Annotated in this window: 21 protein-coding genes; 6 read left to right on the plus strand and 15 right to left on the minus strand. The window is 70.1% G+C overall.

Annotated features, from left to right (window positions below; genetic code table 11):
- Positions 1 to 5: 5 nt before the first annotated feature.
- The 7 genes from smpB to DVR05_RS06585 all read right to left on the minus strand — a co-directional run bounded on the left by smpB (position 6) and on the right by DVR05_RS06585 (position 10,847).
- Complete coding sequence (gene smpB / locus DVR05_RS06555) at positions 6 to 470, minus strand: SsrA-binding protein SmpB (RefSeq protein WP_116244894.1); 465 nt, start codon at positions 468 to 470, stop codon at positions 6 to 8.
- Between the two features lie 74 nt (positions 471 to 544).
- A complete protein-coding gene (gene ftsX / locus DVR05_RS06560; RefSeq protein WP_198659066.1) occupies positions 545 to 1,456 on the minus strand; it encodes a permease-like cell division protein FtsX in 912 nt (303 codons plus the stop codon).
- Positions 1,457 to 1,546: 90 nt separating this feature from the next.
- Positions 1,547 to 2,236 carry a cell division ATP-binding protein FtsE gene (gene ftsE, locus DVR05_RS06565; protein ID WP_017596794.1) on the minus strand — a complete coding sequence of 230 codons (690 nt, stop codon included), beginning with the start codon at positions 2,234 to 2,236 and terminating at the stop codon, positions 1,547 to 1,549.
- A gap of 372 nt (positions 2,237 to 2,608) precedes the next feature.
- Complete coding sequence (gene prfB, locus DVR05_RS06570; RefSeq protein ID WP_116244895.1) at positions 2,609 to 3,730, minus strand: peptide chain release factor 2; 1,122 nt, start codon at positions 3,728 to 3,730, stop codon at positions 2,609 to 2,611.
- Between the two features lie 158 nt (positions 3,731 to 3,888).
- The gene (locus tag DVR05_RS06575) at positions 3,889 to 8,754 is read right to left on the minus strand and encodes an NAD-glutamate dehydrogenase (protein ID WP_116244896.1); all 4,866 of its coding nucleotides are present in this window, start codon (positions 8,752 to 8,754) and stop codon (positions 3,889 to 3,891) included.
- 354 nt (positions 8,755 to 9,108) lie between these two features.
- Positions 9,109 to 9,804 carry an HAD family hydrolase gene (locus DVR05_RS06580; protein ID WP_116244953.1) on the minus strand — a complete coding sequence of 232 codons (696 nt, stop codon included), beginning with the start codon at positions 9,802 to 9,804 and terminating at the stop codon, positions 9,109 to 9,111.
- Positions 9,805 to 10,259: 455 nt separating this feature from the next.
- A complete protein-coding gene (locus DVR05_RS06585; RefSeq protein ID WP_116244897.1) occupies positions 10,260 to 10,847 on the minus strand; it encodes a Uma2 family endonuclease in 588 nt (195 codons plus the stop codon).
- A gap of 367 nt (positions 10,848 to 11,214) precedes the next feature.
- Here DVR05_RS06585 and DVR05_RS06590 point away from each other — a divergent pair, with 367 nt between their 5' ends.
- Both DVR05_RS06590 and DVR05_RS06595 read left to right on the plus strand, forming a co-directional pair.
- Positions 11,215 to 11,514 (plus strand): GNAT family N-acetyltransferase, encoded by a 300-nt coding sequence (locus DVR05_RS06590; protein WP_116244898.1) that lies wholly within the window; start codon positions 11,215 to 11,217, stop codon positions 11,512 to 11,514.
- Between the two features lie 130 nt (positions 11,515 to 11,644).
- Positions 11,645 to 12,289, plus strand: a complete 645-nt coding sequence (locus DVR05_RS06595; protein WP_116244899.1) for a dihydrofolate reductase family protein — start codon at positions 11,645 to 11,647, stop codon at positions 12,287 to 12,289.
- A gap of 46 nt (positions 12,290 to 12,335) precedes the next feature.
- Here DVR05_RS06595 and DVR05_RS06600 read toward each other — a convergent pair whose 3' ends face one another.
- From DVR05_RS06600 to DVR05_RS06625, 6 genes are all read right to left on the minus strand, one after another.
- Entirely contained in the window at positions 12,336 to 12,794 is a 459-nt protein-coding gene (locus DVR05_RS06600) for a DUF6912 family protein (protein ID WP_116244900.1), read from the minus strand.
- Positions 12,795 to 12,880: 86 nt separating this feature from the next.
- On the minus strand, positions 12,881 to 13,543 hold the full coding sequence (locus tag DVR05_RS06605; RefSeq protein ID WP_116244901.1) for an HAD family phosphatase: 663 nt from the start codon (positions 13,541 to 13,543) through the stop codon (positions 12,881 to 12,883).
- 136 nt (positions 13,544 to 13,679) lie between these two features.
- Positions 13,680 to 15,365 carry a glycoside hydrolase family 3 protein gene (locus tag DVR05_RS06610; protein ID WP_116244902.1) on the minus strand — a complete coding sequence of 562 codons (1,686 nt, stop codon included), beginning with the start codon at positions 15,363 to 15,365 and terminating at the stop codon, positions 13,680 to 13,682.
- Between the two features lie 113 nt (positions 15,366 to 15,478).
- Entirely contained in the window at positions 15,479 to 15,958 is a 480-nt protein-coding gene (locus DVR05_RS06615) for a PTS glucose transporter subunit IIA (protein ID WP_116244903.1), read from the minus strand.
- A gap of 29 nt (positions 15,959 to 15,987) precedes the next feature.
- Positions 15,988 to 16,224: a glucose PTS transporter subunit EIIB gene (locus tag DVR05_RS06620; RefSeq protein ID WP_116244904.1), complete on the minus strand. Its 237-nt coding sequence runs from the start codon at positions 16,222 to 16,224 to the stop codon at positions 15,988 to 15,990.
- A gap of 130 nt (positions 16,225 to 16,354) precedes the next feature.
- On the minus strand, positions 16,355 to 17,398 hold the full coding sequence (locus DVR05_RS06625) for an SIS domain-containing protein (protein ID WP_116244905.1): 1,044 nt from the start codon (positions 17,396 to 17,398) through the stop codon (positions 16,355 to 16,357).
- A 200-nt stretch (positions 17,399 to 17,598) separates the two neighbouring features.
- On the opposite strand from DVR05_RS06625, the gene DVR05_RS06630 reads away from it, so the two are divergent.
- From DVR05_RS06630 to DVR05_RS06640, 3 genes are all read left to right on the plus strand, one after another.
- Positions 17,599 to 18,336: a GntR family transcriptional regulator gene (locus DVR05_RS06630; RefSeq protein WP_116244906.1), complete on the plus strand. Its 738-nt coding sequence runs from the start codon at positions 17,599 to 17,601 to the stop codon at positions 18,334 to 18,336.
- A gap of 81 nt (positions 18,337 to 18,417) precedes the next feature.
- Entirely contained in the window at positions 18,418 to 19,794 is a 1,377-nt protein-coding gene (locus DVR05_RS06635) for a PTS transporter subunit EIIC (protein WP_116244907.1), read from the plus strand.
- A 107-nt stretch (positions 19,795 to 19,901) separates the two neighbouring features.
- The gene (locus DVR05_RS06640; RefSeq protein ID WP_198659067.1) at positions 19,902 to 20,501 is read left to right on the plus strand and encodes a DM13 domain-containing protein; all 600 of its coding nucleotides are present in this window, start codon (positions 19,902 to 19,904) and stop codon (positions 20,499 to 20,501) included.
- 84 nt (positions 20,502 to 20,585) lie between these two features.
- Here DVR05_RS06640 and secA read toward each other — a convergent pair whose 3' ends face one another.
- Positions 20,586 to 23,429 carry a preprotein translocase subunit SecA gene (gene secA, locus DVR05_RS06645; protein ID WP_116244908.1) on the minus strand — a complete coding sequence of 948 codons (2,844 nt, stop codon included), beginning with the start codon at positions 23,427 to 23,429 and terminating at the stop codon, positions 20,586 to 20,588.
- Positions 23,430 to 23,814: 385 nt separating this feature from the next.
- Here secA and DVR05_RS06650 point away from each other — a divergent pair, with 385 nt between their 5' ends.
- Positions 23,815 to 24,318 (plus strand): hypothetical protein, encoded by a 504-nt coding sequence (locus DVR05_RS06650; protein ID WP_369974504.1) that lies wholly within the window; start codon positions 23,815 to 23,817, stop codon positions 24,316 to 24,318.
- Between the two features lie 202 nt (positions 24,319 to 24,520).
- Here DVR05_RS06650 and hpf read toward each other — a convergent pair whose 3' ends face one another.
- Positions 24,521 to 25,192, minus strand: coding sequence for a ribosome hibernation-promoting factor, HPF/YfiA family (hpf, locus tag DVR05_RS06655; protein WP_116244909.1), 672 nt, complete (start codon positions 25,190 to 25,192; stop codon positions 24,521 to 24,523).
- Positions 25,193 to 25,547: the final 355 nt, after the last annotated feature.

Genomic DNA, 25,547 nt, shown 5'->3' on the forward strand with positions numbered 1-25,547 from the left:
GCGCCTCATCGACGGCGGCGAAGCGCGCGTTCCATGTCCCGCTTGGCTTCGCGCTCGGCGATGGCGTGGCGCTTGTCGTACTGACGCTTACCGCGCGCCAGGGCGATCTCGACCTTGGCCCGCCCGTCGCTGAAGTACAGGGACAGCGGGACCAGGGTGTATCCGGGCTCCCGGGTCTTTCCGATGAGCCGGGAGATCTGCGCGCGGTGCAGGAGTAGCTTACGGGATCTGCGGGCTGCGTGGTTGGTCCAGGTCCCCTGGGAGTACTCGGGGATGTGGACGTTCTCCAACCACACCTCTCCGTCGTGGATGTGCGCGAAGCCGTCGACGAGCGACGCCCGCCCCTCCCGGAGCGACTTGACCTCGGTCCCGGTCAGGACCAGGCCCGCCTCGTAGGTCTCGTCGATGTGGTAGTCGTGCCGGGCACGCCGATTCTGCGCGATGGGCTTGCGACCGGTCTCCCGTGCCACAGTGGTTTCCCTTCATACGGTCAGGGGGCACGCGGCCCCCTGCACCCCGCGCGCCCCCTCCGACGACCGTCGGATCAGATCTTCAGGTAGCGGCGCAGGGTGAGGAACGAGGTGATGGTGCACAGCAGCACACCGAGGATGATCGACACGCCGATGATGGCGAGCAGCGCGCTCGTGTCCACCGCCACGTCGAACTGGAACCACTCCTCGATCCGGCTGAGCAGCGTGAACCGGGTGGCCACGATGAACCCGGAGGCGATCACACCGCCGATGAAACCGGCGATCGCGCCCTCCAGGAGGAACGGGAGCTGGATGTAGAAGTTCGACGCGCCGACCAGGCGCATGATGCCGGTCTCCCGGCGGCGGCTGTAGGCCGACAGGCGGATGGTGTTGCCGATCAGCAGCGCCGCCGCGGCCAGCTGCACGCCCGCGACCACCAGGGCCGCCCACTTGAGGCCGTCGAGCAGCCCGAAGAAGTCCTCCAGCACGCTCTGGTCGTTGGAGACGCTGTCGACGCCCGGGGTCCCGGAGACCGCGTCACGCACCGTGTTGTAGTGCGACGGGTCGGTGAGCTGCACCCGGAAGTTGTCCGGGATGTCGCCCTCCTGCGCCGCGTTGGCGAGCGCCTCGTTCGTGGAGCCGATCCGGTCCTGGAAGTCCTGGTAGGCCTCGGCGGCGGACATGTACTCGACGTTCTCGACCTGCGGCATGTCGTTGAGCTTGGCCTCGACGGCGTCGCGCTCGTCCTGGGTTGCCGCGCCGTTCTCCTGGCATGCCTCGGCCGGGGAGATGTCGTTGCACATGTAGACGGTCAGCGTGATCCGGCTGTCCCAGAAGTTGCGCATCTCCGACACCTGCTGGTTGACCAGCAGACCGCCACCGAACAGGGCGAGGGAGATGGCCACCGTGGTGATGACGGCGACCGTCATCGTCAGGTTTCGGCGCAGGCCGATCCAGGTCTCGGAGAGAACGAATTGTGCTCGCATGATCTGTTACAGGTCCATCCTTGGAAGCTTCGCCGCGCCGGTGTCCTCGCAGCGGTGATCGGCGACCCGGCGCCGCGGGCGCGCCAGAGGTCAGTACGCCTGGCCGTAGACGCCGCGTGTCTGGTCGCGCACCACGAGGCCCTCTTCCAGCTCGATCACGCGCTTGCGCATCGAGTCGACGATGGCGGCGTCGTGCGTCGCCATGACGACGGTGGTGCCCGTGCGGTTGATTCGGTCGAGCACCTTCATGATGCCGATCGAGGTCGCGGGGTCGATGTTTCCGGTGGGCTCGTCGGCCAGCAGGATCTGGGGGCGGTTGACGAACGCGCGCGCGATCGCGACGCGCTGCTGCTCACCACCGGAGAGTTCACCGGGCATGCGGCCGGCCTTGCCCTCCAGGCCGACGAGCTCGACGACCTCGGGCACGACCTTGCGGATGAACCGCCGGGGCTTACCGATGACCTCCAGTGCGAAGGCGACGTTCTCGAAGACGTTCTTGTTCGGCAGCAGGCGGAAGTCCTGGAAGACGCAGCCGATGCGTCGGCGCAGGTGCGGCACCTTCCAGTTGGACAGGCGCGCGAGGTCCTTGCCGGCGACGTGGACGCGCCCCTTGTCGGGCTTCTCCTCCTTCAGCACCAGCCGGAGGAAGGTCGACTTACCCGAGCCCGAGGGGCCGACGAGGAAGACGAACTCGCCCTTGTCTACGTCAATGGAAACGCCGTCGAGCGCGGGGCGCTTCTGGGTCGGGTAGACCTTGGTGACGTTGTCGAAGTGGATCACAGGCGCATCACAAGGGTCTCGAAGGTATGGGCACCCGCGTCGAAGCACGGCTTGCCGCGGGATCGTACCGGCCGCATGGCCAATCGACAGTGTATGGGGGCACGCCACCCGGATTGTCCCGATCGTGGCACACCATCCAGATCATGGCACCGTCGAGCGATGGCCACGAGCATATCGGAGGCGTCAACCGATGATAACGTTCATATATAGCCGTTTCGGTAAAAGTGCGGAGTCGCCCTCATCACCATTGGGACACGAATCACTCTGACCCCACGGTCACCCGCACCCTGCCGGCGCCACGGTGGTACCCGCGCTCCGAACGGCCGAACCCCGCCCCATGCCCCGCCCGGAGGCGGGGGTACCCGGAGGGGGTCAGCCCTGACCGTCGTTCCGTTCCCGGCTGCGCATCCAGCGGATCTCCGCGTCGATGAAGTCGTCGATGTCGCCGTCCAGGACGCCCGAGGTGTTGCCGGTCTCCGCGCCGGTCCGCACGTCCTTCACGCTCTGGTAGGGGTGCAGGACGTAATTGCGCATCTGGGTGCCCCAGCTGCTCGTCGACTCACCGCGGATCTCGTCCAGGGCGGCCTGCTCCTCCTCCCGCTTGCGGGCCAGCAGCTTGGCCTGGAGCATCGACATCGCGGTCGCCTTGTTCTGCAGCTGCGAACGCTCGTTCTGGCAGGACACGACGATGCCGGTCGGCATGTGGGTGATCCGCACCGCGGAGTCGGTGGTGTTGACCCCCTGGCCGCCGGGACCGCTGGAGCGGTACACATCCACGCGCAGGTCGGACTCGTCGATCTCGATGTGGTCGCTCTGCTCCACGACCGGGACGACGTCCACACCGGCGAACGAGGTCTGCCGCCGGTTCTGGTTGTCGAACGGCGAGATCCGCACGAGGCGGTGCGTGCCGTGCTCCCCCCGCAGGGTGCCGTAGGCGAACGGCGCCCGGACCGCGAAGGACGTGGACTTGATGCCCGCCTCCTCCGCGTAGGAGGTCTCGTAGATCTCCGTGGGGTAGCCGTGCCGCTCGGCCCACCGCAGGTACATGCGCTGGAGCATCTGCGCCCAGTCGGCGGCGTCCACGCCTCCGGCCTGGGAGTTGATCGTGACGATCGCCTCGCGCTCGTCGTGCGGGCCGTTGAGGAGGGTGCGCACCTCCAGCTCGCCGATCTCCTTGCGCAGCTGTTCCAGCTCGGCGTCGGCCTCGGCCCGGGTGTCGTCGTCCTCCTCGGCCGCGGCGAGTTCGTAGAGCACGCCGAGGTCGTCGAGGCGCTGCTCGACCGCACCGAGCTTGTTGACCGTGGACTCCAGACTGGAGAGCCGCCGCGTCACCTTCTGCGCGTTCTCCTGGTCGGCCCACAGCTCGGGGTCGGCGGACTGTTCACGCAGTTCGGCGATCTCGGTCCGCATCGCGTCGACGTCCACCACGGCGGTGACGCTCGCGAGGGTCGCCGCGAGCTCCTTGATTTTCTCTGCTGGGTCCAGTTCTGCCACGCCCCCAGTCTAGGGCGTACACGGCGGACACATACCCCGCTGCCCGACGGGCGCCCTCCGCCGCCCACATGCGGGGCGCAGGCGGCGGGCCCCGCGTTCGTCACCGAACGCGGGGCCCGCACGAGGCTCAGCAGGCCCTCACCCGGGCCGCGCGGACCCTAGTCGACCAGGGAGCGGATCGAGCGCAGGGCCACCGACAGCGTCGGCAGGTCGAAGCGCTCGCTCTCCTGGATCTCCGAGAGGGTGATCCCCGACCGCTCCAGCTGGTCGCGGTTCTGCTCGGACCAGGAGTCGAGCAGCTCGGCCGTCGAGTCCGTGTCGGCCGCCTCCAGCACCCGCCCGGTGAGGTCGGCGTGCGCGGAGTACAGGTCGTCGCGGAGCGCGGCGCGCGCCATCGTCGCCCACCGGTCGTCACGCGGCAGGTCGATGATCCGCTCGCGCCACCAGCTGATGTCGAGCCGGTCGGCGAGCTCGAAGTACAGCTCGGCGACCTTCTCCACCGGGCGGCCGGTGCGGTGCGCGATCTCCACCAGGTCGAGGGTGGAGTAGGCGGGCACCATCACGGCGACCTGCTCGGCCAGCCCGGTGGGCACGCCCATCGACACGTACCGGTCGCGGCGTTCGGCGTAGGCCTCCCGGTCGCGCCCCCTGAGCAGGTCGACCAGGCGCGGCAGGACCTCGCCCACCCCGTCGGCGAAGTAGCCGATCTCGCTGCGGATGTCGAACGGGAAGCTGCGGTGGCGCAGCAGCCACCGGGCGGAGCGCTCGGCGAGCTTGCGGGTCTCCAGCAGCAGGGACAGCTGGCTGTCCACGGTGATGCGGTGGTCCAGCTTCTCGACCTCGTCCCAGTACTTGCGCAGCTGGAGCACCTCCTGGACGACCAGGTAGGCGCGGGCGATGTCGGCGGCGCTGGAGCCGAGCTCCTCGTTGAGCCGGAAGGCGAAGGTCACCCCGGACCGGTTGACCATCTGGTTGACCACCTGGTTGACGATGATCTCCCGGCGCAGCGGGTGCGAGGCCACGCCCGAGGCGAAGCGCTCCGAGCGCAGCGGCGTCGGGAAGTACTCGGTCAGGGTGTCGGCCAGGTAGGGGTCGTCGGCCAGGTCCGACCGGCCGATCTGCTCCTTGAGGTCGATCTTGGTGTAGGACAGCAGCGTCGCGAACTCGGGGCTGGTCAGCCCCTTGCCCGCCGTGCGCCGCTCGGCGATCGCCTTGTCGGAGGGCAGGTCCTCCAGCTTGCGCTTGAGCAGCTTGGTGCGCTCCATGTGGCGCATGTAGCGGCCGTGGACGTGCAGCATCTCCCTGGTCTGCTTGCGCGCGGCGGCCAGCACGGTGTTCTGGGCGTAGTTGTTGTCCAGGACCAGCGACGCGACCTCGTCGGTCATGTCGATGAACAGCTGGTCGCGCTCGGCCTTGGACATCTTGCCCGCCCGCACCTCGCGGTCGAGCATGATCTTGATGTTCACCTCGTGGTCGGAGGTGTCCACGCCCGCCGAGTTGTCGATGGAGTCGGTGTTGATCCGGCCGCCCCCGCGCGCGTACTCGATCCGGGCGGGCTGGGTCAGGCCGAGGTTGCCGCCCTCGCCGACCACCTTCACGCGCAACTGGTCGGCGTCGACGCGCACCTGGTCGTTGGCCTTGTCCCCCGCGTCGGCGTGCGTCTCGGTGCTCGCCTTGACGTAGGTGCCGATACCGCCGTTCCACAGCAGGTCGACGGGGGCGGTGAGCACGTACCGGATCAGCTCGTCCGGGGTGACCGCCTCGACCTCCGGGTCGATGCCCAGGACCTCCTTGACCTGCGGTGTGAGCGGCACCGACTTGGCCGTGCGCGGGAACACGCCGCCGCCCTCGGAGATGAGGTCGGCGCTGTACTCCGCCCAGGTGCTGCGCGGCAGCTCGAACAGGCGCCTGCGCTCGGCCCAGGAGGCGGCCGGGTCGGGGTCGGGGTCCAGGAAGACGTGCCGGTGGTCGAAGGCGGCCACCAGCTTGATCTGCTTGGACAGCAGCATCCCGTTGCCGAACACGTCACCGGACATGTCGCCGATGCCGACGACGGTGAACGGCTCTTCTTGGACGTTCACGCCCATCTCGCGGAAGTGGTAGGCCACCGACTCCCAGGCGCCGCGGGCGGTGATGCCCATCGCCTTGTGGTCGTAGCCGACCGAGCCTCCGGAGGCGAAGGCGTCGCCGAGCCAGAAGTCCCGCTCCAGGGAGATCTCGTTGGCGATGTCGGAGAAGGTCGCGGTGCCCTTGTCGGCGGCGACCACCAGGTAGGAGTCGTCTCCGTCGTGCAGGACGGTGCGCTCGGGGTGGACCACCTCGCCGTCGACGAGGTTGTCGGTGACGTCGAGCAGGCCGCTGATGAACTGCTTGTAGCAGGAGACGACCTCGGCCGTCACCTGGTCGCGGGTGCCGTCCTTGGGCAGGCGCTTGCAGACGAACCCGCCCTTGGCGCCGCTGGGGACGATCACCGAGTTCTTCACCATCTGGGCCTTGACCAGGCCGAGGATCTCGGTGCGGAAGTCCTCGAAGCGGTCCGACCAGCGCAGACCGCCGCGGGCGACCGAGCCGAAGCGCAGGTGCACGCCCTCCACGCGCGGCGAGTACACGTACATCTCGAACCGGGGCCGCGGGTGCGGCAGGTCCGGGATCTGCTGCGGGTTGAGCTTGAGCACCAGGTACGGGTGGCCCTGGTAGTGGTTGGTGCGCAGGGTGGCGCGGATCGCCGCCGTGAACGACCGCAGGATCCGGTCGTGGTCCAGGCTGGCGACCGCCTCCAGCTCGCCCTCGATCTTGCGGACCAGGGCGTCGGCGCGCTCGTCGCGTCCGGCGTCGGGCTGGTCGGGGTCGAAGCGGGCCTCGAACAGCTCCACCAGCAGGTTGGTGATGGGGACGTTGGCGGAGAGCACGTCGGCGATGAAGTCCGGCGTGAACGTGGCGCCCGTCTGGCGCAGGTACTTGGCGTAGGCGCGCAGCACGGTGAGCTGGCGCCAGTCGAGCCCGGCCCGCACCACGAGGGCGTTGAACCGGTCGGACTCGTTGACGTCGCGCCAGGAGGCGTCGAAGGCGTCCTCGAACAGCTCCTTGAGCCGCTCGGGTGCCAGGTCGGAGGAGGGGATGGGGCCGAGGCCGAAGTCGTAGATCCACACCCGGCCGACGTCCTTGACCGTGATGTCGTAGGGCCACTCGTCGACGACCTCGACGCCCAGGTTCTCCAGGACCGGCAGGACGCGGCTGAGCGAGATCGGCTCACCGATCCGGTAGAGGCGGAACCGCCAGGCGTCGGCGTCCGGGTCGGGCCGGTAGAGGTCGACGCTGAACTCGCCCTCGCGCCGGTCGGGGTCGGTCCGGCCGAGCAGCTCCTCCAGCTCGCCGACGTCGGCCGCGGCGACCTCCGGAGCGTTGTCGACCCGGTAGGCCTCGTTCATGCCGCTGGCGTAGCGGTCCTTGAACTCGGTGGCCCGGGTGGGGCCGAACCGCTCGGTGAGGACGGTGTCGAAGTCGGTCTCCCAGGAGCGGGCGGCCTGGCGGACGCGCTCCTCCAGGGCGACCTGGTCGATGTCGGCGAGGGTCTGCCCGTGCTGGGCGCGCGCCACCAGGTACAGCCGGGCGAGCGGGGCGGCGCCGATGAGCACGTTGTGGTCCATCGTCGCGCCCTGGAAGGCGTCGGCGAGGGTCTTCTGGATGTCCAGGCGCACCCGGGTGCTGTACTCGTCGCGCGGCATGTACACGAAGCAGGACATGTACCGCCCGCCGTAGGGGTCGCGGCGCATGAACAGCTTGGTGCCGCGCCGGTCGCGCAGGCGCAGGACCCCGCGGACGATGTTGTACAGCTCGTTGACGGGGATCTGGAGGAGTTCCTCGCGCGGGAAGGTCTCCAGCAGCTCGATGAGGTCCTTGCCGTCGTAGCTGTCGGCCTCGAACCCGGCCAGCGAGAGCACCTCGGCCTGCTTGCGGCGCATGATCGGGATCTGGGTGATGCTCATGGTGTTGGCCTGCGGGGTGAACAGGCCGAGGAAGCGCCGCTCGCCGACGATGTTGCCCTGGGCGTCGAACTTCTTGACGCCGATGTAGTCGAGGTACTTGGGGCGGTAGACGGTGGCGCGGGAGTTGGCCTTGGTCAGGACCAGGATGTAGGGCTCGCGGGCCTTGGCGCGGATCTCCGGGGGCAGGGCGGCGAAGCTGGTCGAGGCCGGGGAGTCCATGCGCAGGATGCCGAGCCCGGAGCCGGGTTCGGGGCGCAGGGCGTCGTCGCCGTTCTCGTCGGTGACCAGCGCGTACTCGCGGTAGCCCATGAAGGTGAAGTGGCGGCTGGCCACCCACCGCAGGAAGTCGACGCTCTCACCGATCTCGCGGGGGTCCACGCCGCCGGCGACGAGGCGGTCGGGGTAGGCGGCGAGTTCGTCGGCGATCCGGATCGCCCGGTCGCTCATCTTGGCGGCGTCCTCGTCCACGTACCGGACGTCGGCCAGGACGCTCTCGACCCGGTCGGTGATCTCCTTGACGCGCTCGGGGTCGGTCTGCCGGTCGATCTCGATGTGCATCCACGACTCGTCCGTGGGCAGCAGGCCCTCGCCGCCGATCTCCGGGTCGACCTCGCGCAGGACGCCCTCCAGGTCGCGGCCGACGGTCATCTGGGGGTGGATGATCAGGCGGGCGCCGGCGCCGAGCTCGTTGAGCGCCATGGTGACGGAGGAGACGAGGAAGGGGGCGTTGTCGGTGACGATCTCCAGGACGCTGGTCTGCTGCTCCCAGCCGTCGTGTTCGGCGGTGGGGGTGAACACGCGCACCTTGGCGCGGCCGGGCACCCGCTCGGCGCCGAACGCGCGGTGGGAACCGGCGATACCGCAGATCTGTTCGGGGGTGCGTCCGGCGAGCTCCTCGGGGTCCGCGTGACGGTAGTAGAGGGGGAGGAAGCGGCGGACGGCTTCGGCGTCCTCGGGACTCAACCGGGGCCCTGGGGACCACCGGGCGGCCGCGTCACTGAGCAGCTTCTGGAGGTAAGCGTCGGATTGCCCGGACATATGACTCTCTCACTCCTTTGTGAGCAACGTCGTGGGGTGACGGAGGAACAGCCGGTCATGTGACCTGTGAACTTCCGTGCCGTGTTGTGAGAATCCGTGAACCCCTCCGACCGGAAGGAGAGCACGGGGACGGTGATTGGGTGTGTACCTGTGCGCACAGGCGAAGGTCGGTGGGGCTTCGGGACGCCGTTGTCCCGTCCCCACCCGCAGACCAGGCTACTGGTTTTCGCCGCTGAGGACAGGACCAACACCGTTACGCGGTGATTACGCCGTGTTAGAACCGGGTTGCGGGGATCCGTCCCATCGGCGGACGCCCCTGTCCGGCGGCCGTGTGTGAGGGTGTGTGAGGGCGGCTCAGGGCGTGGTCGCCCGGTGGACGGCGGTCATCACCGCGCGCGGATCGGTCAGGTCCTCCAGCACCTCCGTCGCTCCGGCCTCGCGCAGCTGGCCCTCGGTGGCGGAGCCGGTGAGGACGGCGACCGGGGTGGCACCGCCGATGACCGCCGCCCGCACGTCGGGCACGGAGCTGGTGAACAGGACCGTTTCGCCCTCGGCGTAGGTGTGTCCGCCCTCGCCCGCCGCGTGCAGCCGGATCGACTGGATGAGGCTGGACTTGGGGTAGTTGACCGACCCGAACCCGCCCACGGACAGGTCCAGGTAGGAGTCCAGGCCGAACGCCCTGAGCTTGGCCGTGGCGGTCGCTCGGGTGCTGCCGCTGACCACGGTCTGGACGGTGTCGGGCATACCGGCCACAGCCGCGAGCGAGGCCTCCGCGCCGGGCATGACTCGGCCCTTGGCGGGGAGTTCGTCCGCACGCCGGACGAAGGCCGCCTCCAGGGCGGACAGGAACCGTTCGAGGGTGGCGTTGTCGGGCTCGACGTCGGTGTCGTTGCGGGCACAGAACTCGAAGAACATCTCCGAGTCCGTGCGCCCCTCGGCGGAGGTCAGGTAGACGAGGGGGTCACCGGTGACCTCCTCGAAGGCCTCCGCGTGGGCGGCCCGCATCACACGACCCACGTCGAGGAGGGTGAGGTCGACGTTCCATAGCACCAGGCGGCTGATGGCGGACTCCTCGGGGATCGGGGACGAGGGACGCACCCATATTGCCGTATGGGCGGAACGCGGCGTCAACGGGTCCGAGACCGGCCCGTGGCCCGGCCGTGTCCGGGATCGGTCACGTCCGCGCCCGGGGTCGGTACGCGCTGTTGTCTTGTCGGGCACGAATCCGGCGTTCCATCCTTTTCCGGGCACGGGCGTCCCTGGAGGCGGTCGGCTGGACCGGCCTGGGACTGATCTCGGCGGCACCCCGGTGAGAGTGGCCGTCGAGGAAGAGGTCGACACCTGCCTCGACGGCGGCGCCGCCGACATCGAGGCGCACATCGCGCCCCGCGGCATCGTGATCACCGGATTCGGCACGGGCAGGGGGTCACGCGCACGTCACAGGGCTGGGAGCGCGGGGGATGGAGGAGGTGGTGACCCGCGAGGCCCGATCACCTCGCGGGGGCTCAGCCTCCGATGTGCTTCTTCCAGGGGCCGTCAGCGACGAGCCAGTGCGGGACGATCCGCACCGGGAAGGGCAGCTCGGTCTCGAAGACGTCCTCTCCGTAGACCTGGGTGATGTCCCGGTACTGGCCGTTCTCCAGGCGCATCTCACTGATGCCGACCTTGTCCGGGTGCGGGTTGACGATCCAGTAGGACTCGATCCCGAAGGCGGCGTACTCGGCGCGCTTGGTGTTGCTGTCACGGAGCACGCTCTCGGGGGAGAGGATCTCCACGGCCAGCAGCGGCGGTTTGGTCAGGTAGGGGCGTTCGGCGGCGTCGGCCCTGATGACCGCCAGGTCCGGGATGCGGTGATGGGTCCGCTCCGCGTTGAAGTTGATGCCGGGACCGGTCAGCACGGTGAACTCGTCGGGGGCCACATCGCCCAGATGTATGGTCAGGCGAGAGTCCACGGACGTGTGGTCGAAGACGGGGGCCGGGGACACGTCAAGCCTCCCGTCGACCAACTCGTAGCGCCGTCCGTCGTCCGGCATGCGTGCCAGGTCGTCGACGGTCAGCGGCCGGTCGGGTGCTTCCGTGTCCCGGATACTCATGACAGACATACTGCCTCCTCGACTCCATGAGAGCCAGTATCCAGCGCGATCCTCCGGTTACCGACAGGTTTCCCGAAGAACCCGCGGCGGGGAGGCCAACGGAGGGGCCGAAACGGAACGCGGCGTCAGCGGGGCCGAGATCGTCCCGTGCCCGGGTTCGGTAGGCGCTGTTATCTTGTCGGGCACGAATCCGGCGTTCCATCCCTTTCCGGGCACGGCCGCCAGGGCACGAGTGCGGCGAGGAACAGGAGACCACGGGTGGGGAACAGGACGGGGACCGGCGGCCGGGCTCAGGCGTTCTGGGAGGCGGTCGGCTGGACCGGCCTGGGACTGATCGGCGGCGGGATCCTGCTCGCGATCGTCGACGGTGCGACGGCGAGCGCTGGGAAAACGGCTGACCCGTGCCGCGACGAACTTCGCGTATCGCGCGGAACTCCGGTTGGTGCTCGACGTCATGGCCAAGGACCGGGCCGCCATCCGCCTGTACGAGCGTCTCGGGTGGCAGCACATCGGCACGACGACCCATGTCTTCGACGGCTCCGAGGAAACTCCGGCGCACTGCTACGTCGAGATGGAATCAAGGAGTCGGATCCTGGACCAGATGGCAGCCGAAGCCGAGGAGACGGATCTGTACGACGCGACCGCCGCCCCCGAGGACACCAGGTAGGAGTCGTCACCGCCGCCCGTCGCCGTGACACGGGCGGGCGATCGCTCTCCTCCGGGCGTTTCGTCTCCGGACGGTTGTACGGTGCCAACGGTCGCGGTGCGCGACCGGAAACCCCCGGAAGGAGGACGGCATGCCACAGCTGTTGAGGGTGCACTGTTTCAGTGTGTCGCGGGACGGGTTCGGCGCCGGTGAGGGACAGAGCCTGGAACGTCCCTTCGGCCACGCCGACCCCGCCGACCTGGTCTCGTGGGCGAGCGCCACCGCCAGCTGGCCGGGACGCACCGACCCCGGCGGCACGCGCGGCCTGGACGACTACATGACGCGCGAGTTCCACCGCGACATCGGCGCGGAGATCATGGGGCGCAACAAGTTCGGCCCCCAGCGCGGCCCCTGGCAGGACCACGAGTGGAAGGGGTGGTGGGGCGACAACCCGCCGTTCCACACGCCGGTCTTCGTGCTCACCCACCACGAGCGCCCGTCCTTCACCCTGTCCGACACCACCTTCCACTTCCTCGACGCGACACCGGCCGAGGCACTGGAACGCGCGAAGGAGGCCGCTGGGGGCAAGGACGTGCGGTTGGGCGGCGGGGTCACCACCATCCGCGAGTTCCTGGCGGCCGACCTGGTCGACACGGCGCACGTCGCCGTCGCCCCCGTCGACCTCGGCCGGGGCGAGCGGCTGTGGGAGAGCCCCGACGAGCTGGACGACCGCTTCCACCATGAGACGGTGCCGAGCCCCAGCGGGGTCACCCACCACCTGTTCTGGCGGCGGTGAGCACGGCCCTCCCCGGGCGCCGACCGCTCCAGGCTCCGGACGGAACCTACGCGCCGCTCTCCTCCACGAGGTAGCGCAGCTCCTGGACGGCGAACCACATCAACTCGTGGTCCGCGGCGGCGTCGGAGGCCGGGTCGGCCACCGCCCTGGCGACGTCCTCCGCCGCGCCCGCGTCGTCCACGTGCGCCGAGGCCAGCCTCTTGTAGGGCACGGAGCCGGTGATCCGCACGCGGAGCACCCCCGGCCCCGCCGTACCCGTGCGCTCGACCACGTGGTCGGGCATGGTCGCGGCCAGCACCACCCGGCGGCGGGGGGCGGCGGGGTCGGCGGCCAGCAGGGCCAGCGACTCGTCGGCGGCCGCGTACATGGCGTCGTACTCGGCCTCCTCCGCGTCGACCCCGGAGTCGGGGTCGGCCGCGAAGGCGGTCAGCGGGTCGCCCTCCACCCGCCCCTGGTCGAGGACCTTGGCGAGGGCGGGGACGGTGCTGGGCAGGAAGACGTACATCGGCTCTCCGGGGTGGTGTGCGGTCCCCTCGAGTCTGCCAAGGACCGGTGGTGGGCGCGCCACCGCCCCGCCGGTCGGGTGACCGGTCAGGCCGCGCGGGGGTCCTCGTCGTGGACGTCCACGGACAGGATTCGGGACAGTTCCCGACGGGTCGTGGCCGCGTCGGTGTGCAGGACCCCGGTCATACCGAGCTCCTCGGCGGTACGGACGTTGTGCGCCAGGTCGTCGATGAACACGCAGTCCTGGGGCCGCAGCCCGAGGCGTTCACAGGTGTGCAGGTAGATCCGGGGTTCGGGCTTGCGCATCCCCACCTCACCGGAGATGACGACCTCGTCGAAGGTGGAGTCGAAGTGCTCGCGGGGGTAGCCGTTGCCCCAGGAGTTGGACAGCAGCGCGGTGCCCACGCCGGAGCGGCGGACGGCGCGCAGCGTCTCGTACATCTCGTGCACCGGGTGGAAGCGGGAGAACATCCGGTGGATGAGGCCCTCGGCCGCCACCGGGCCGCCGTCGGTGAGCCTGAGGAGGGCGGCCAGGTCGCGCTCGAAGCGGGCGGTGTCGATCTCACCGCGCTCCAACGCGTGGACCGGGTTGTTCCCGTCCAGGCTGCCGTCGAAGTAGGGTCGCATGACCCGCTGGTAGTGGGCGTGGTCGATGCGCTCGTCGCGCAGCCAGGCGCTGATCGAGTCGAACAGTGGCGTGGTGAGCACTCCGGCCCAGTCCGAGATGACGCCTCGGCGGGTGCCGTCCATCCGATCCCCTCCATCCGTGTCGCGGATCCGGCCCGACCGGTCCTCGGAGGGGGCCCGAGTGTCCGGGCGGGGAACGGTTCTTCCCGTTCCGGACACGTTTCAACCACTTCCGACGATCGGGAGGGGCGCGGAGGGGTCAGAAGGTGAGCCCGGTCCCCGCCGCCACACCGGCACCGGGGATGTCCACGGGCAGGCTCCCCGAGGGGGCCATCTCCCCCGCGATGACCCGCGCGGCGGCGTCCCGGGACACGTCCACCGACGAGTAGACCGCCAGGTAGGCCCCGGCCCCGGGGAACACCTCCAGGTCGTAGGGTCCGCCCTGGGCGACCACGACCACGGGCGTCCCCTGGGCGAGCGCGGACTCGACCGGCACGCGCTGGGCCGCCGACCCCCGGGCGCCGTTGGTGCCCACGACGGCCACGTCGGCGCCGGAGTCGACCACCTCCAGCCCGGCCTCGGCGAGCGCGGCGGCGATACGGTCGGCGCCCTCGCCGCGCACGCTCACGCGCGTCCCCTCCGCCAGGGGCAGCAGGCCGTCCTCGTTCCGGACCAGCGTCACCGACGCTTCGGCCACCCGCCGGGCGGCCTCGGCGTGCGCGGGGTCGGTCACGGCCGCCTCGGCGGCGGCGGTGTCGGCGGGCGCGGGCGGGGCCTCGGTCAGGATGCCGCGCTTCTCCTTGAGGGTGAGCACGCGCAGGACGGACGCGTCGATCCGCTCCTCGGTGAGCCGCCCCTCGTCGACGGCCCCGCGCAGGGCGGCGATCGCCGCGTCGGGGTCGGGCGGCATGAGCAGCTGGTCGACCCCGGCCTCGATGGCGCGGACGGCCACCTCGCCGTCGGAGTGGGTCTGGCGCACACCCTCCATGTTGAGCGCGTCGGTGGTCACCACCCCGTCGAAGCCCAGCTCGTCGCGGAGGACGCCGTCGATGAGCGCGGGCGAGAGCGTGGCCGGTTCGGGGTCGTGCGAGCCGTCCAGCTGGGGCATGAGGACGTGGGCGGTCATGATGGCGTCCACCCCGGCCTGGACCGCGGCGCGGAACGGCGGCAGGTGTTCGGCCTCCCACGTCTGGCGCGGCAGGTCGATGACGGGCAGGCCGGTGTGGCTGTCCACGTCGGTGTCGCCGTGGCCGGGGAAGTGCTTGACGACCGGGACGACCCCCGCCCCGGCGTAGGTCTCGGCCTCGGCGACGGCCATCTCGGCGACCAGGTCGGGGTCGGAGCCGAAGGAGCGGATGCCGATCACCGGGTTGTCGGGGTTGGTGTTGACGTCGGCGACCGGCGCGTAGTCGAGGTTGATCCCGAGCGCCGTGAGCTCGGCGGCGGTGGTGCTGGCGAGCAGCTCGGCCATCGCGGGGTCCCCGGTGGCGCCGACGGCCATGGCGTCGGGGAAGCGGGTGCCCACGGGCAGCCGGGCGACGAGGCCCTGTTCCTGGTCGACGCCGACGAACAGGGGGACGCCCGCGCCCTGGTTCGCCGCCAGGTCCTGGAGCCCGGCGGACATCCGCGCGATCTGGGCGGCGTCGGTCAGGTTGGCGTCGAAGTAGATGAGACCGCCGGGGCGGTACGCCTCGATCTGGGCGGCGTTCTCCTCGGCGGTGGTGCCCTGGGCGGTCAGGACGAGGAGCTGCCCGATCTTGGCGTCCAGATCCATCTCCGCCAGCACGCGCGGGGCCAGGACCGGCTCGAACGGCTCGGGACTCGTACTGGGCCGCGGCTCGTCGGTCCGGGGCGGGGACCCCGCCTCCCCGGTGGTGCAGGCGGACGCGGTCAGGGCCAGCCCCACGCAGACCGGGGCCAGCAGGTGCGTTACGGACAGTCTCATGGCGGGTCTCGATCTTCGGCGGAAGGTGGGTTCGCCGGAGACTACCGCTTCGACGGGCGCGGGCGGATCCGGCCCCGCCGAACGGGGCCGGATCCGCCCGCGCACCTGGGGCCTCACCCCCAGGTGAAGAGCGGGGCGCCGTGGTCCACCGCGCCGTCGGCGGACCCGGTGAGCGCGTCGGCGGTGGCGTCCAGGGCGACCACGGGCACCACCGGGGACTTGCCCAGCGCCGCGACCCGGCCCGGGGACCACCGCACCACCGGGGTGCCCGCGGCCACCTCGTCACCCTGCTCGACGAGGAGGGAGAACCCCTCCCCGGCCAGGTCGACGGTGTCGATGCCCAGGTGCACCAGGACCCCGCGGGTCTGGTCCGCCGACATCACGACGAACGCGTGGGGGTGGAGCTTGGCCACCGTCCCGGCGATGGGCGAGCGCACCTCCTGGGGGTCGTCCGCGCCGTCCGTGGCGGGGTCGGGATGCACGGCCACGCCGGGGCCGACCATGCTCTGGGAGAAGACCGGGTCGGGCACCGTGTCGAGGGGGCGCGCCGTGCCCGGCAGGGGGGCCAGGACGTGGAGTGCGTGGTCCGGCATGTGGGGGGAACCTTCCTCGTGGGCGGTGGTCAGTCGAGCAGGTCCTGGATGTCGTCGGTGAGGGTGTCGGCCTCGGGCCCCACGACCACCTGGACGACGGTGCCCGAGCTCATGACCCCGTGGGCGCCCGCGGCCTTCAGCGCGGCCTCGTTCACCAGGGCTGGGTCCCTGACCTCGGTGCGCAACCGGGTGATGCAGGCCTCGATGTCCTCGATGTTGTCCGCGCCGCCGAGCCCGGCCACGATCGCGGTCGCCTTGTCCGCCATGAATCCTCCGTAACGTGTGTGCCCGCGGGGTCCCGTTGCCCTTGACGGGTTGACGCGAGCTTAGAGCGCCGGGCTCCCCCGCACCAGGGTTTCGGGGAAGGCGGTCTGGACCGGCGGGCGCGGATCGGGGTCAGGAGGTCTGGGTGACCTTGTTCAGGCCGCGCGGGACGTCGGGGTTGTAGCCCAGACGGCGGGCGAGGCGCTCGGTGAGCAGCTGCGCCGGGACGATGAGGTTCATCGGGGCGACCCACTCGGGCACGTCCGGGACGGGGACGGACAGGTCGCTGGCCGACGCGAGGGCGTCACCGCCGCCGAAGCCGAAGACCGGCGCTCCCGCGGAGCGGACGCGGTCGGCCAGGGCGACCGTGCCCTGGAGGGTGGGGCCGGAGGGGGCGGCGACCAGCAGCGCGGGGGTGCGCGGGTCGACGACGGCGATGGGGCCGTGCTGAAGATCGGCGTAGGACAGGCCCATGGCGTGCAGGTAGCAGGCCTCCTTGAGCTTGAGCGCGGCCTCCAGCGCGGTGGAGAAGGCCATGCCGCGGCCGGAGATGACGGCGCCCTGGACGGCGACCATGCGCTCGACGATCTCCTCCAGCGCGTCGGTGGGCGCGGCGAGGGTCTCCTCGATGCCGTCGGAGACGCGCTCCAGGTCACCCGCGTCCAGGTTGGCTCCCAGCCCCAGGGCGAGGACGGCGAGGGCGGCCAGCTGGGTGTTGTAGGTCTTCGTGGCGGGCACGGCGACCTCGCTGCCCGCCTGGGTGACCAGGGCGACGTCGGCCTCGGTCGCGAGCGGGGAGTCGGCCCCGTTGGTGACGCCGACGGTCCGGGCCCCGCAGTCGGCGGCCCAGCGCATGGTGTCGACGATCTCCTCGGTCTTGCCGGACTGGGAGATGGCGACTGCGAGGACGTCGGAGAGGTCGATCTTGGCGCCGTAGGCGGTGGCGATGGAGGGCGAGCCCAGGGTGGCCAGGCGGCCGGTGTGGGCCTGGAGCAGGTAGCTGCCGTAGACCGCGGCGTTGTCGGAGGAGCCGCGCGCGATGAAGAGCACGTGCTTGGTGGAGCGGCCCAGGGCCTCGATCTCCGGGCGCAGCGGGAGCAGCTCCGCGAACGTGCGGCGGAGGGCCTCGGGCTGTTCGGCGATCTCGGAGCGCATGACGCTCGTCGTGGTGGTCATCAGGAACCTTCCCTGGGGTGCGGGGCGCCGTGCGCGGAATGTATTGACACGCGCGCGGAGCTGTGGTCTAGTCCGGACTATACCAGTCTTGTCCCGATTCTCCCGGGGACGGGTCGGTCACACCGACCGGGGTGCCCGGGGGTGTCTCGCGCTAGGGTCGTACGCCGACCTCACCCGCCGAACGAGAAGGCCGTCCGCCCATGTCGATCGACCCCAGCAACCCGCTCCCCAAGTACAGCCAGCTCCGTGACCTGCTCCTGGACTGGATCACGGAGTCCGGTCTGGGTGTGGACGACATGATCCCGTCCGAGCGCGAACTGAGCGCCACCTACCAGCTCTCGCGCATGACCGTGCGCCAGACCATCGACCTGCTCGTGTCCGAGGGCCGCCTGTACCGGGTCCCGGGCAAGGGCACCTTCATCGCCCGACCCAAGATCGAGATGTCCCTGGTCCTGGCCTCCTTCAGCGAGGACATGCGCGCCCGGGGGTACGAGCCCGGCGCCCGGGAGCTGATCCGCCAGGTCATCCCGGCCAGCGGCCACACCGCGCGCATGCTCGACATCGCGCCCGGCACCCTGGTCCACCACATCGAGCGGATGCGCACCGCCGACGACGAGCCCATGGCGGTCGAGCGCTCCAACATCCCGGCGGCGATGGTGCCGGGGCTGGAGGACTTCGACCTGGCCGAACGCTCCCTGTACGAGGTGCTGGAGAACGAGTACGACATCCTCCTGGACTCCGGCGAGCAGACGATCGAGGCGGGAATCTGCGACTCCGCGGACTCCCGGCTGCTCGGTCTGCCCGCCGGCAGCCCGGTGCTGGTCATGCAGCGCCGGAGCTTCGCCAAGGGACAGTGCGTGGAGTTGGCGCTGTCCACCTACCGCGCCGACCGCTACCAGCTGCACTCGCGGCTGGACCCCCGTCGGCACGGCGACTGAGCCGGAGGTGTGCGGTGGCCGGATGTCCGCCGCGCGCCCCCACCATCGCGCCCGCGAGGCGCAGTCCGAGAAAGGCCCCCCATGAGTCCGGACCAATCCCCCGCCGCATCCGAACGCGCGACGGCCAAACGGTCGTCCACCTCCCTGGCGGTGCTGCAACGCCTGGGCCGCAGCATGATGATGCCCATCGCGGTCCTGCCCGCCGCCGCCCTCCTCCTGCGTCTGGGGCAACCCGACCTCCTGGGCGCCGAGGGCGTCGCCAGCTGGCCCGGAATGAGCTGGATGGAGACGGTCGCCGGTGTCGTCGGACAGGCGGGCAACGCCCTGTTCGAGGCGATGCCGCTGCTGTTCGCGGTCGGTGTGGCGATCGGGTTCGCCAAGCGCGCGGACGGCTCGACCGCGCTGGCCGCCCTGGTCGGCTACCTGGTGTTCGACCGCGTCACCAAACTCCTCTTCTTCGAGCGGGGCGGTGAGATCGGTGAGCGGGTCACGCTCGTCGTGGACTCCGGTTCCATCGTCAACTGGGGGGTGAAGAACCCCAGCGACGTCCTCGGCGGGATCGTCATCGGCATCGTCACGGCGTTGCTCTGGCAGCGCTACCACCGGATCAAACTGCCCACGTGGCTGGGCTTCTTCGGCGGTCGCCGCTTCGTGCCGATCCTCATGGCGGCCGTCGCCACCCTGATCGCCGTGTTCTTCGGACTCGTCTGGCCGACGGTCGGCGGATGGATCAACGACCTGGGGGCGTGGATCATCGGCGCGGGGTCGGTCGGCGCCGGTATCTACGGCGTGATCAACCGCCTGCTGCTGCCCCTGGGCCTGCACCACATCGTCAACTCGATCGTGTGGTTCGTGTTCGGCGAGTACACCGACCCGGAGACGGGCACCGTGTACCTGGGCGAGATCAACCGCTACCTGGCGGGCGACCCGACCGCGGGCGGCTTCCTGTCGGGCTTCTTCCCCGTCCTGATGTTCGGCCTGCCCGGCGCGGCCCTGGCGATCTGGCGCTGCGCCCACCCGTCCCAGCGCGCGAACATCGGCAGTCTCATGGTCGCCGCCGCGCTGACCGCGTTCGTCACGGGCATCACCGAGCCGATCGAGTACGCGTTCATCTTCGCCGCCCCGGTGCTGTTCGCGGTGCACATCGTGTTGACCGGTGTCGCGATGGCCGTGCTCAACGCGATCGACGCCCACCTGGGCTTCGGCTTCTCGGCGGGGGCGATCGACCTGCTCATCAACGCGACGAAGTCGAACACGACGGGGCTCGTGTGGATCCTGGCGATGGGCGTCGCCTACTTCTTCCTGTACTACTTCGTGTTCATGTTCCTCATCAGGAAGATGAACCTGCCCACGCCGGGCCGTGAGCCCGCCGAGGACGACGGAACGGCCGCGGGCGCCTCCGGGAGCGGTGGGACCGACGGAGGCGATCCGGCGAGGGGCGGTGACCGCACCGGCTGAGCCGTCCGCGACGGGGAACGGCGGTGAGGAATGCGGCGGAGCCGGGTCGCCTCACCACCGTTCGCTCCGAATGAGGGGAAAGACGAACCCTCGCGAAAGGCGGAGCGATGAACCTGCGGACTCCGAAGGCGGCGCGGTGGCGCCGCCCCCTGGTGCTGTGGCCGGTGGCCGGTCTCGTCCTGGTCCTGGTGGCCGTGGGGCTGTGGGCCTTCCAGCCCTGGCGGCTGTTCACCACCCGCACGGTCGAGGAGGCGCCACCGGTCGCGGCCTCGGCCCCGACCGCCCCTGACGAGGAGAGCCGGGGGGACGGCGGAAGCGGGGACGAGGCCGGCGCGGCGGACGGCGGGCAGGCCGCGGACGCCGGGCCGGTGGTCCTGGCCGAGGGTGAGTTCGTCAGCCAGGAGCACGACACCTCCGGCACGGTCACCGTCCTGGAGCTGGCCGACGGATCACGGCACGTCCGCCTGACGGATCTGGCCACCAGTGACGGCCCCGACCTGCACGTCTGGATCACCGACCAGGAGGCGGGCGGCGACTGGTTCAAGTACCGCGACGGCCGCCACGTCGCCCTCGGCGAGCTGAAGGGGACCCACGGGTCGGCCAACTACGCGATCCCGGCCGACGCCGACCTCTCCGGTATGACGAGCGTGGTCATCTGGTGTGACCGCTTCTCCGTCGCCTTCGGCTCGGCCCCGGTCGAACTGTAGACGACCGGACCCCCGAACGTCAGAACGCGTGTGGGCGCGACCTGGTCGCGCCCACACGCGTTCGGCGGCTACCTACCGGCGTGTCTACTTGGCGGCCGGAGCCCCGTGGCACTTCTTGAACTTCTTGCCCGAGCCGCAGGGGCAGGGAGAGTTGCGGGCGGTACCGGCGTACTCGTCGTTCGACTCGCTGTGCTGTTCGACGGAGCCGTCCTCGCTCGGAGCGGAGTACTGGAGCCGGTCGGGCCGGTCCCCGTCGAAGCCGGGAACCACGACGCCCTCCGCCGACTCGGCCTCCTCGCCGGGGGCCTCGGCCTCGGCGGCCTCCTCGTCCTCGTCGACGACGGTCGCGACGGCCGTCGCCCCGGAGGCCCCGCCGACGGTCGCGGCGGTCGTGGCCGCGGCGGAGGCGGTGAGGGTCGGCTCCTCCTTCTTGCGGACCTGGACCTCCACGTTGAACATGTAGCCGACGGACTCCTCCTTGATGGCCTCCAGCATCTGCTGGAACATGTCGAAGCCCTCGCGCTGGAACTCGATCAGCGGGTTGCGCTGAGCCATCGCGCGCAGGCCGATGCCCTCCTGGAGGTAGTCCATCTCGTAGAGGTGCTCACGCCACTTGCGGTCCATCACCTGGAGGATGACCCGGCGCTCGACCTCGCGCATGGTCTCCTCGCCCAGCTCGGCCTCACGGGCGTCGTAGGCCGCCTTGGCGTCCTCCACGATCCGGTCGGCGATGAGCTCGCCGGTCAGGGTCGAGACGTCGCCGTGCTCGTCGAGGAACTCGTCCACGGTGAAGCTGACCGGGTAGATCTGCCGGAACGCGCGCCAGAGGCGGTCGAGGTCCCAGTCGCTCGCGTCGCCGTCGGAGGTCTCGGCGGTGACGTAGCCGCGGAGCACGTCCTCCAGCATCTCGACGACCTGGTCGCGCAGGTCCTGGCCCTCCAGCACCTTGCGGCGCTCGGCGTAGATGACCTTGCGCTGCCGGTTGAGGACCTCGTCGTACTTGAGGACGTTCTTGCGGATCTCGAAGTTCTGCGTCTCGACCTGCCCCTGGGCGGAGGCGATCGCCTTGCTGACCATCCCCGACTCGATCGGCTGGTCGTCGGGGATGTTCAGCTGGTTCATGAAGGCCTCCAGGCGGCTGCTGTTGAACAGCCGCAGGAGGTCGTCCTGGAGGGAGAGGTAGAAGCGGGAGATGCCCGGATCGCCCTGACGGCCCGAACGGCCGCGCAGCTGGTTGTCGATACGCCGGGACTCGTGCCGCTCGGTGCCGAGCACGTACAGGCCGCCCGCCTCGACGACCTTCTCGTGCTCCTCCTCGTACTCCTTCTTGGCCTTCTCCAGCGCCTCCGGCCAGGCCGCCTCGTACTCCTCCGGGGTCTCCAGCGGGCTCAGGCCGCGGCTCTGGAGCTCCTCGTCGGCGAGGAAGTCGGGGTTGCCGCCGAGCATGATGTCGGTACCGCGACCGGCCATGTTGGTGGCGACCGTGACCGCGCCGAGCTTGCCCGCCCGGGCGATGATCGCGGCCTCACGGGCGTGGTTCTTGGCGTTGAGGACCTCGTGCGGCACGCCTTCGCGCTTGAGCATGCGGGACAGCCGCTCGGACTTCTCGACGCTGGTGGTACCGACGAGCACCGGCTGCCCGGCCTCGTGGCGCTCGGCGATGTCCTCGGCGACCGCCTGGAACTTGGCGTCCTCGTGCTTGTAGACGACGTCCTTGACGTCCTCGCGGATCATCGGCTTGTTGGTGGGGATCGGCACCACGCCGACGCCGTAGGTCTGGTGGAACTCCGCCGCCTCGGTCTGGGCGGTACCGGTCATGCCGGACAGCTTCTCGTAGAGGCGGAAGTAGTTCTGGAGGGTGACCTTGGCCAGGGTCTGGTTCTCGTCCTTGATCTTGACGCGTTCCTTGGCCTCGATGGCCTGGTGCATACCCTCGTTGTAGCGGCGACCCGCCAGGACGCGGCCGGTGAACTCGTCGACGATGAGGACCTCACCGTCCTTGACGATGTACTCCTTGTCCTTGCGGTAGAGCTCCTTGGCCTTGAGGGAGTTGTTGAGGAAGCTGATGAGGGGCGTGTTGACGGCCTCGTAGAGGTTGTCGATGCCCAGCCAGTCCTCGACCTTGGCCACACCGGACTCGGTGATGCCGACCGTGCGCTTCTTCTCGTCGACCTCGTAGTCCTCGTCGCGCTTGAGTCGGGGGGCGATCTTGGCGAACTCGCCGTACCAGCGGGAGTTCTGCTCGGAGGGGCCGCTGATGATCAGCGGGGTGCGCGCCTCGTCGATGAGGATGGAGTCGACCTCGTCGACGATGGCGAAGTAGTGCTCACGCTGGACGGTGTCGTCCAGGGACAGCGCCATGTTGTCGCGCAGGTAGTCGAAGCCGAACTCGTTGTTGGTTCCGTAGGTGATGTCGGCCTGGTAGGCCCTGCGCCGCTCGGAGGGGCGCATCTGCGGGCTGACCACACCGACTTCCATGCCCAGGAAGTGGTAGATACGGCCCATGTTCTGGGCGTCGCGACGGGCGAGGTAGTCGTTGGTCGTGATGACGTGGACGCCCCGGCCCGCGAGGGCGTTGAGGTAGACCGCGAGGGTACTGGTCAGGGTCTTGCCCTCACCGGTCTTCATCTCGGCGATGTTGCCGAAGTGCAGCGCGGCGCCGCCCATGATCTGCACGTCGTAGGGCCGCTGGCCGAGGGTGCGCTTGGCTGCCTCACGGACGGTGGCGAAGGCCTCCGGGAGGAGGTCGTCCAGCGACTCGCCCTCCTCGTACCGCTCCTTGTACTCCTTGGTGAGTTCCCGCAGCTCGTCGTCGGACAGGTCGACGTAGTCCTCCTCCAGGGAGTTGACCTGGTCCTTGAGCTTGGTGAGCCGGCGCAGGGTCTTTCCCTCACCCGCGCGCAGGAGCTTACTGAGTATCCCTGGCACTTCCTATGCGCTCCTCGCAGATCGCGGTTGGCTCCACACGTGTGGAGAGTCAGACCTGGGCCCGCGGACCGCTGCCGCGCGACCGCAGTGGACGCCGGAGGTTCCTGGGCCCTCGGAGCTCCATCCTAGAGGACCGCGGCCGCGAGGCCCGCACCCTCGAAGCGGCTACACTCCGCCCATACCCGAACACCAACCGAAACCGGTCCGGTACGTCCTTTTTCCTTCCCTCCTACGAACGTGTGTAACGGGTTCTGATGTTCCCCGGCTTTTCGTGGTGTTTGCGCAGCTCCTGGCACGGCAGTGGGTAATGGATCCATATGAGGTCGCGCTGACGGTCGGCTCCCGCGGCGCCGTTGGGCGCGACACGTGCCGGAAGGGGTTGGCGATGCGAGAGAGCCGAAGGAAGACGGAGACGGAGACGGAGACCGTCGAGGGCGCCCCGGCCCCGCGCACCCCGTTCGAGTTCATCGAGCGTGCGCTGTGGCAGCCGGGCGCACGAACGCCGGGGCCCTCCCTGGACTCCGACCCGGGCACGCGGTGGGAGCGCCACCGGCCCAGTGACGAGGAGGGGTTCGGACACATCCGGGGGTTCCAGAGGCAGGGGGGCAACCTCGCGCCGACCCCCCGCCACCGGGGGAGCGCGGCCTCGTGGGTCGCGGTCGGCCTGGCGTCCGTCGGCTTCGCCCTGGGCGGGCTCGCCGTGGTGCTCGGCGGGACGACGTGGCTCCTGGTCGTGGGCGGTCTGTTGATGGTGGCCGCCGTGGTGGTGGCCGTCGCGTGCGACATCCTGTCCGACGTGGTGCTCGACCCGCCAAGGTACGAGTCGGAGGAGCCGCACACCACTCCGCTGCACCAGATCAAGCGCGAGCAGGCCCGTCGGGGCGACTGATCCGCGCGGCGTCGGGCCGTGCGGGCCGCGCACGGCCCGACGCGCGTCCGGGGCACGGCACCGGAGGCGGAGGGGAACGACGAAGACCCGCCCCGAGCCTCGGGGCGGGTCCTCACGGGGTCCGCGGGTCGGTCCTCCGCCTGAGGTGGACCGGCCCCTGGAGAGCGGCCCGTCCGCGGACGGGCGGAACGGGACGACCCCCTCAGTCCACGAGCCGGAGGACTCCGTAGTTGAAGCCCTTGCGGCGGTAGACGACGCTCGGCGCGTCCTTCACCTCGTCGTGGAAGAGGAAGAAGTCGTGGCCGACGAGTTCCATTTCCATCAGCGCCTGGTCGATGCTCATCGGCTTGGCCCGGTGGAACTTCTCCCGCACGATGACGGGGGCGTCCCCCTGGGTGTCGAGTTCGACGAACTCGTCGGTGAACCGGTCGTTGACCGTGGCCCCGTCGATCTCCTCCTCACCGCTGCGCTGGGCGGGGGGCGCCTGTTCCGCGGTGGTGGTCTCGGTGACCAGGTCTCCGGCGAGATCCGCCGTGGCCGCGGCGACGGAGACCGGGGTGTGGTTGCCGCGGTGGACCTTGCGGCGGTCCGCGGCCTTGCGGAGACGGGCCTCGATCTTGTCGATGGCGAGATCGAGAGCCCCGTGCCGGTCGGGGGCGGCGGCCTCGCTGCGGATGACCGGGCCGTTGGAGTGGATGGTCAGTTCAACCCGCTCACGAACGTCCGCGAGCTTGGGGTTGCGCTCCGTGGACACCTCCACGTCGACGCTCATGCCCTTCCGCTCCCACTTGGAGAGCCGTTCGAGCTTGTCCTCGACGTGCTGTCGGAACTTCTCGCTCACACCGGTGCGTCGACCCTTGACGATGATGTCCATAGGACCCCCTTCATCGCGTGGCCGCCGTGAAGGCGACGGCCAGGCTGGCTCTGCTCCCTTCCGCCGTGGGGGGCGGAAGAGTGTCGCGCTAGCCCCCTTCCGCTGGTGGCTCCTCTCATCGGAGCCACGGCTCGGTTGGCAATGCGTATACCCACCAAAAGCACGGTCATCACGCGCACCAGGGTGCGAATAACAGAGATCTCTGGGTGGGAGGAACGGACAACCGTCGGATTCGTGGCGCATCGGCCACCGCCGAGGGGACCGACGGTCCGGAGAGGGGCGGGCGCGTGGGACACGCCCTCGGGGCACGTGGGACCGGGCCCCGGGACGACGTACTCCCGCGGGGTTCACCACC

The sequence above is a fragment of the Nocardiopsis sp. FIRDI 009 genome (assembly GCF_003386285.1).
Lineage (GTDB): Bacteria > Actinomycetota > Actinomycetes > Streptosporangiales > Streptosporangiaceae > Nocardiopsis.

Excerpts from the sequence above, each read along its gene's own strand:
- DVR05_RS06605 (WP_116244901.1), bottom strand. The coding sequence starts at position 13,543 with ATGGACGGCACCCGCCGAGGCGTCATCTCGGACTGGGCCGGAGTGCTC.
- DVR05_RS06595 (WP_116244899.1), top strand. The coding sequence starts at position 11,645 with ATGCCACAGCTGTTGAGGGTGCACTGTTTCAGTGTGTCGCGGGACGGG.
- hpf (WP_116244909.1), bottom strand. The coding sequence starts at position 25,192 with ATGGACATCATCGTCAAGGGTCGACGCACCGGTGTGAGCGAGAAGTTC.
- DVR05_RS06640 (WP_198659067.1), top strand. The coding sequence starts at position 19,902 with ATGAACCTGCGGACTCCGAAGGCGGCGCGGTGGCGCCGCCCCCTGGTG.
- DVR05_RS06600 (WP_116244900.1), bottom strand. The coding sequence starts at position 12,794 with ATGTACGTCTTCCTGCCCAGCACCGTCCCCGCCCTCGCCAAGGTCCTC.
- DVR05_RS06615 (WP_116244903.1), bottom strand. The coding sequence starts at position 15,958 with ATGCCGGACCACGCACTCCACGTCCTGGCCCCCCTGCCGGGCACGGCG.
- ftsX (WP_198659066.1), bottom strand. The coding sequence starts at position 1,456 with ATGCGAGCACAATTCGTTCTCTCCGAGACCTGGATCGGCCTGCGCCGA.
- DVR05_RS06620 (WP_116244904.1), bottom strand. The coding sequence starts at position 16,224 with ATGGCGGACAAGGCGACCGCGATCGTGGCCGGGCTCGGCGGCGCGGAC.
- DVR05_RS06610 (WP_116244902.1), bottom strand. The coding sequence starts at position 15,365 with ATGAGACTGTCCGTAACGCACCTGCTGGCCCCGGTCTGCGTGGGGCTG.
- DVR05_RS06630 (WP_116244906.1), top strand. The coding sequence starts at position 17,599 with ATGTCGATCGACCCCAGCAACCCGCTCCCCAAGTACAGCCAGCTCCGT.
- DVR05_RS06625 (WP_116244905.1), bottom strand. The coding sequence starts at position 17,398 with ATGACCACCACGACGAGCGTCATGCGCTCCGAGATCGCCGAACAGCCC.
- DVR05_RS06585 (WP_116244897.1), bottom strand. The coding sequence starts at position 10,847 with ATGAGTATCCGGGACACGGAAGCACCCGACCGGCCGCTGACCGTCGAC.
- DVR05_RS06575 (WP_116244896.1), bottom strand. The coding sequence starts at position 8,754 with ATGTCCGGGCAATCCGACGCTTACCTCCAGAAGCTGCTCAGTGACGCG.
- DVR05_RS06635 (WP_116244907.1), top strand. The coding sequence starts at position 18,418 with ATGAGTCCGGACCAATCCCCCGCCGCATCCGAACGCGCGACGGCCAAA.
- DVR05_RS06650 (WP_369974504.1), top strand. The coding sequence starts at position 23,815 with ATGCGAGAGAGCCGAAGGAAGACGGAGACGGAGACGGAGACCGTCGAG.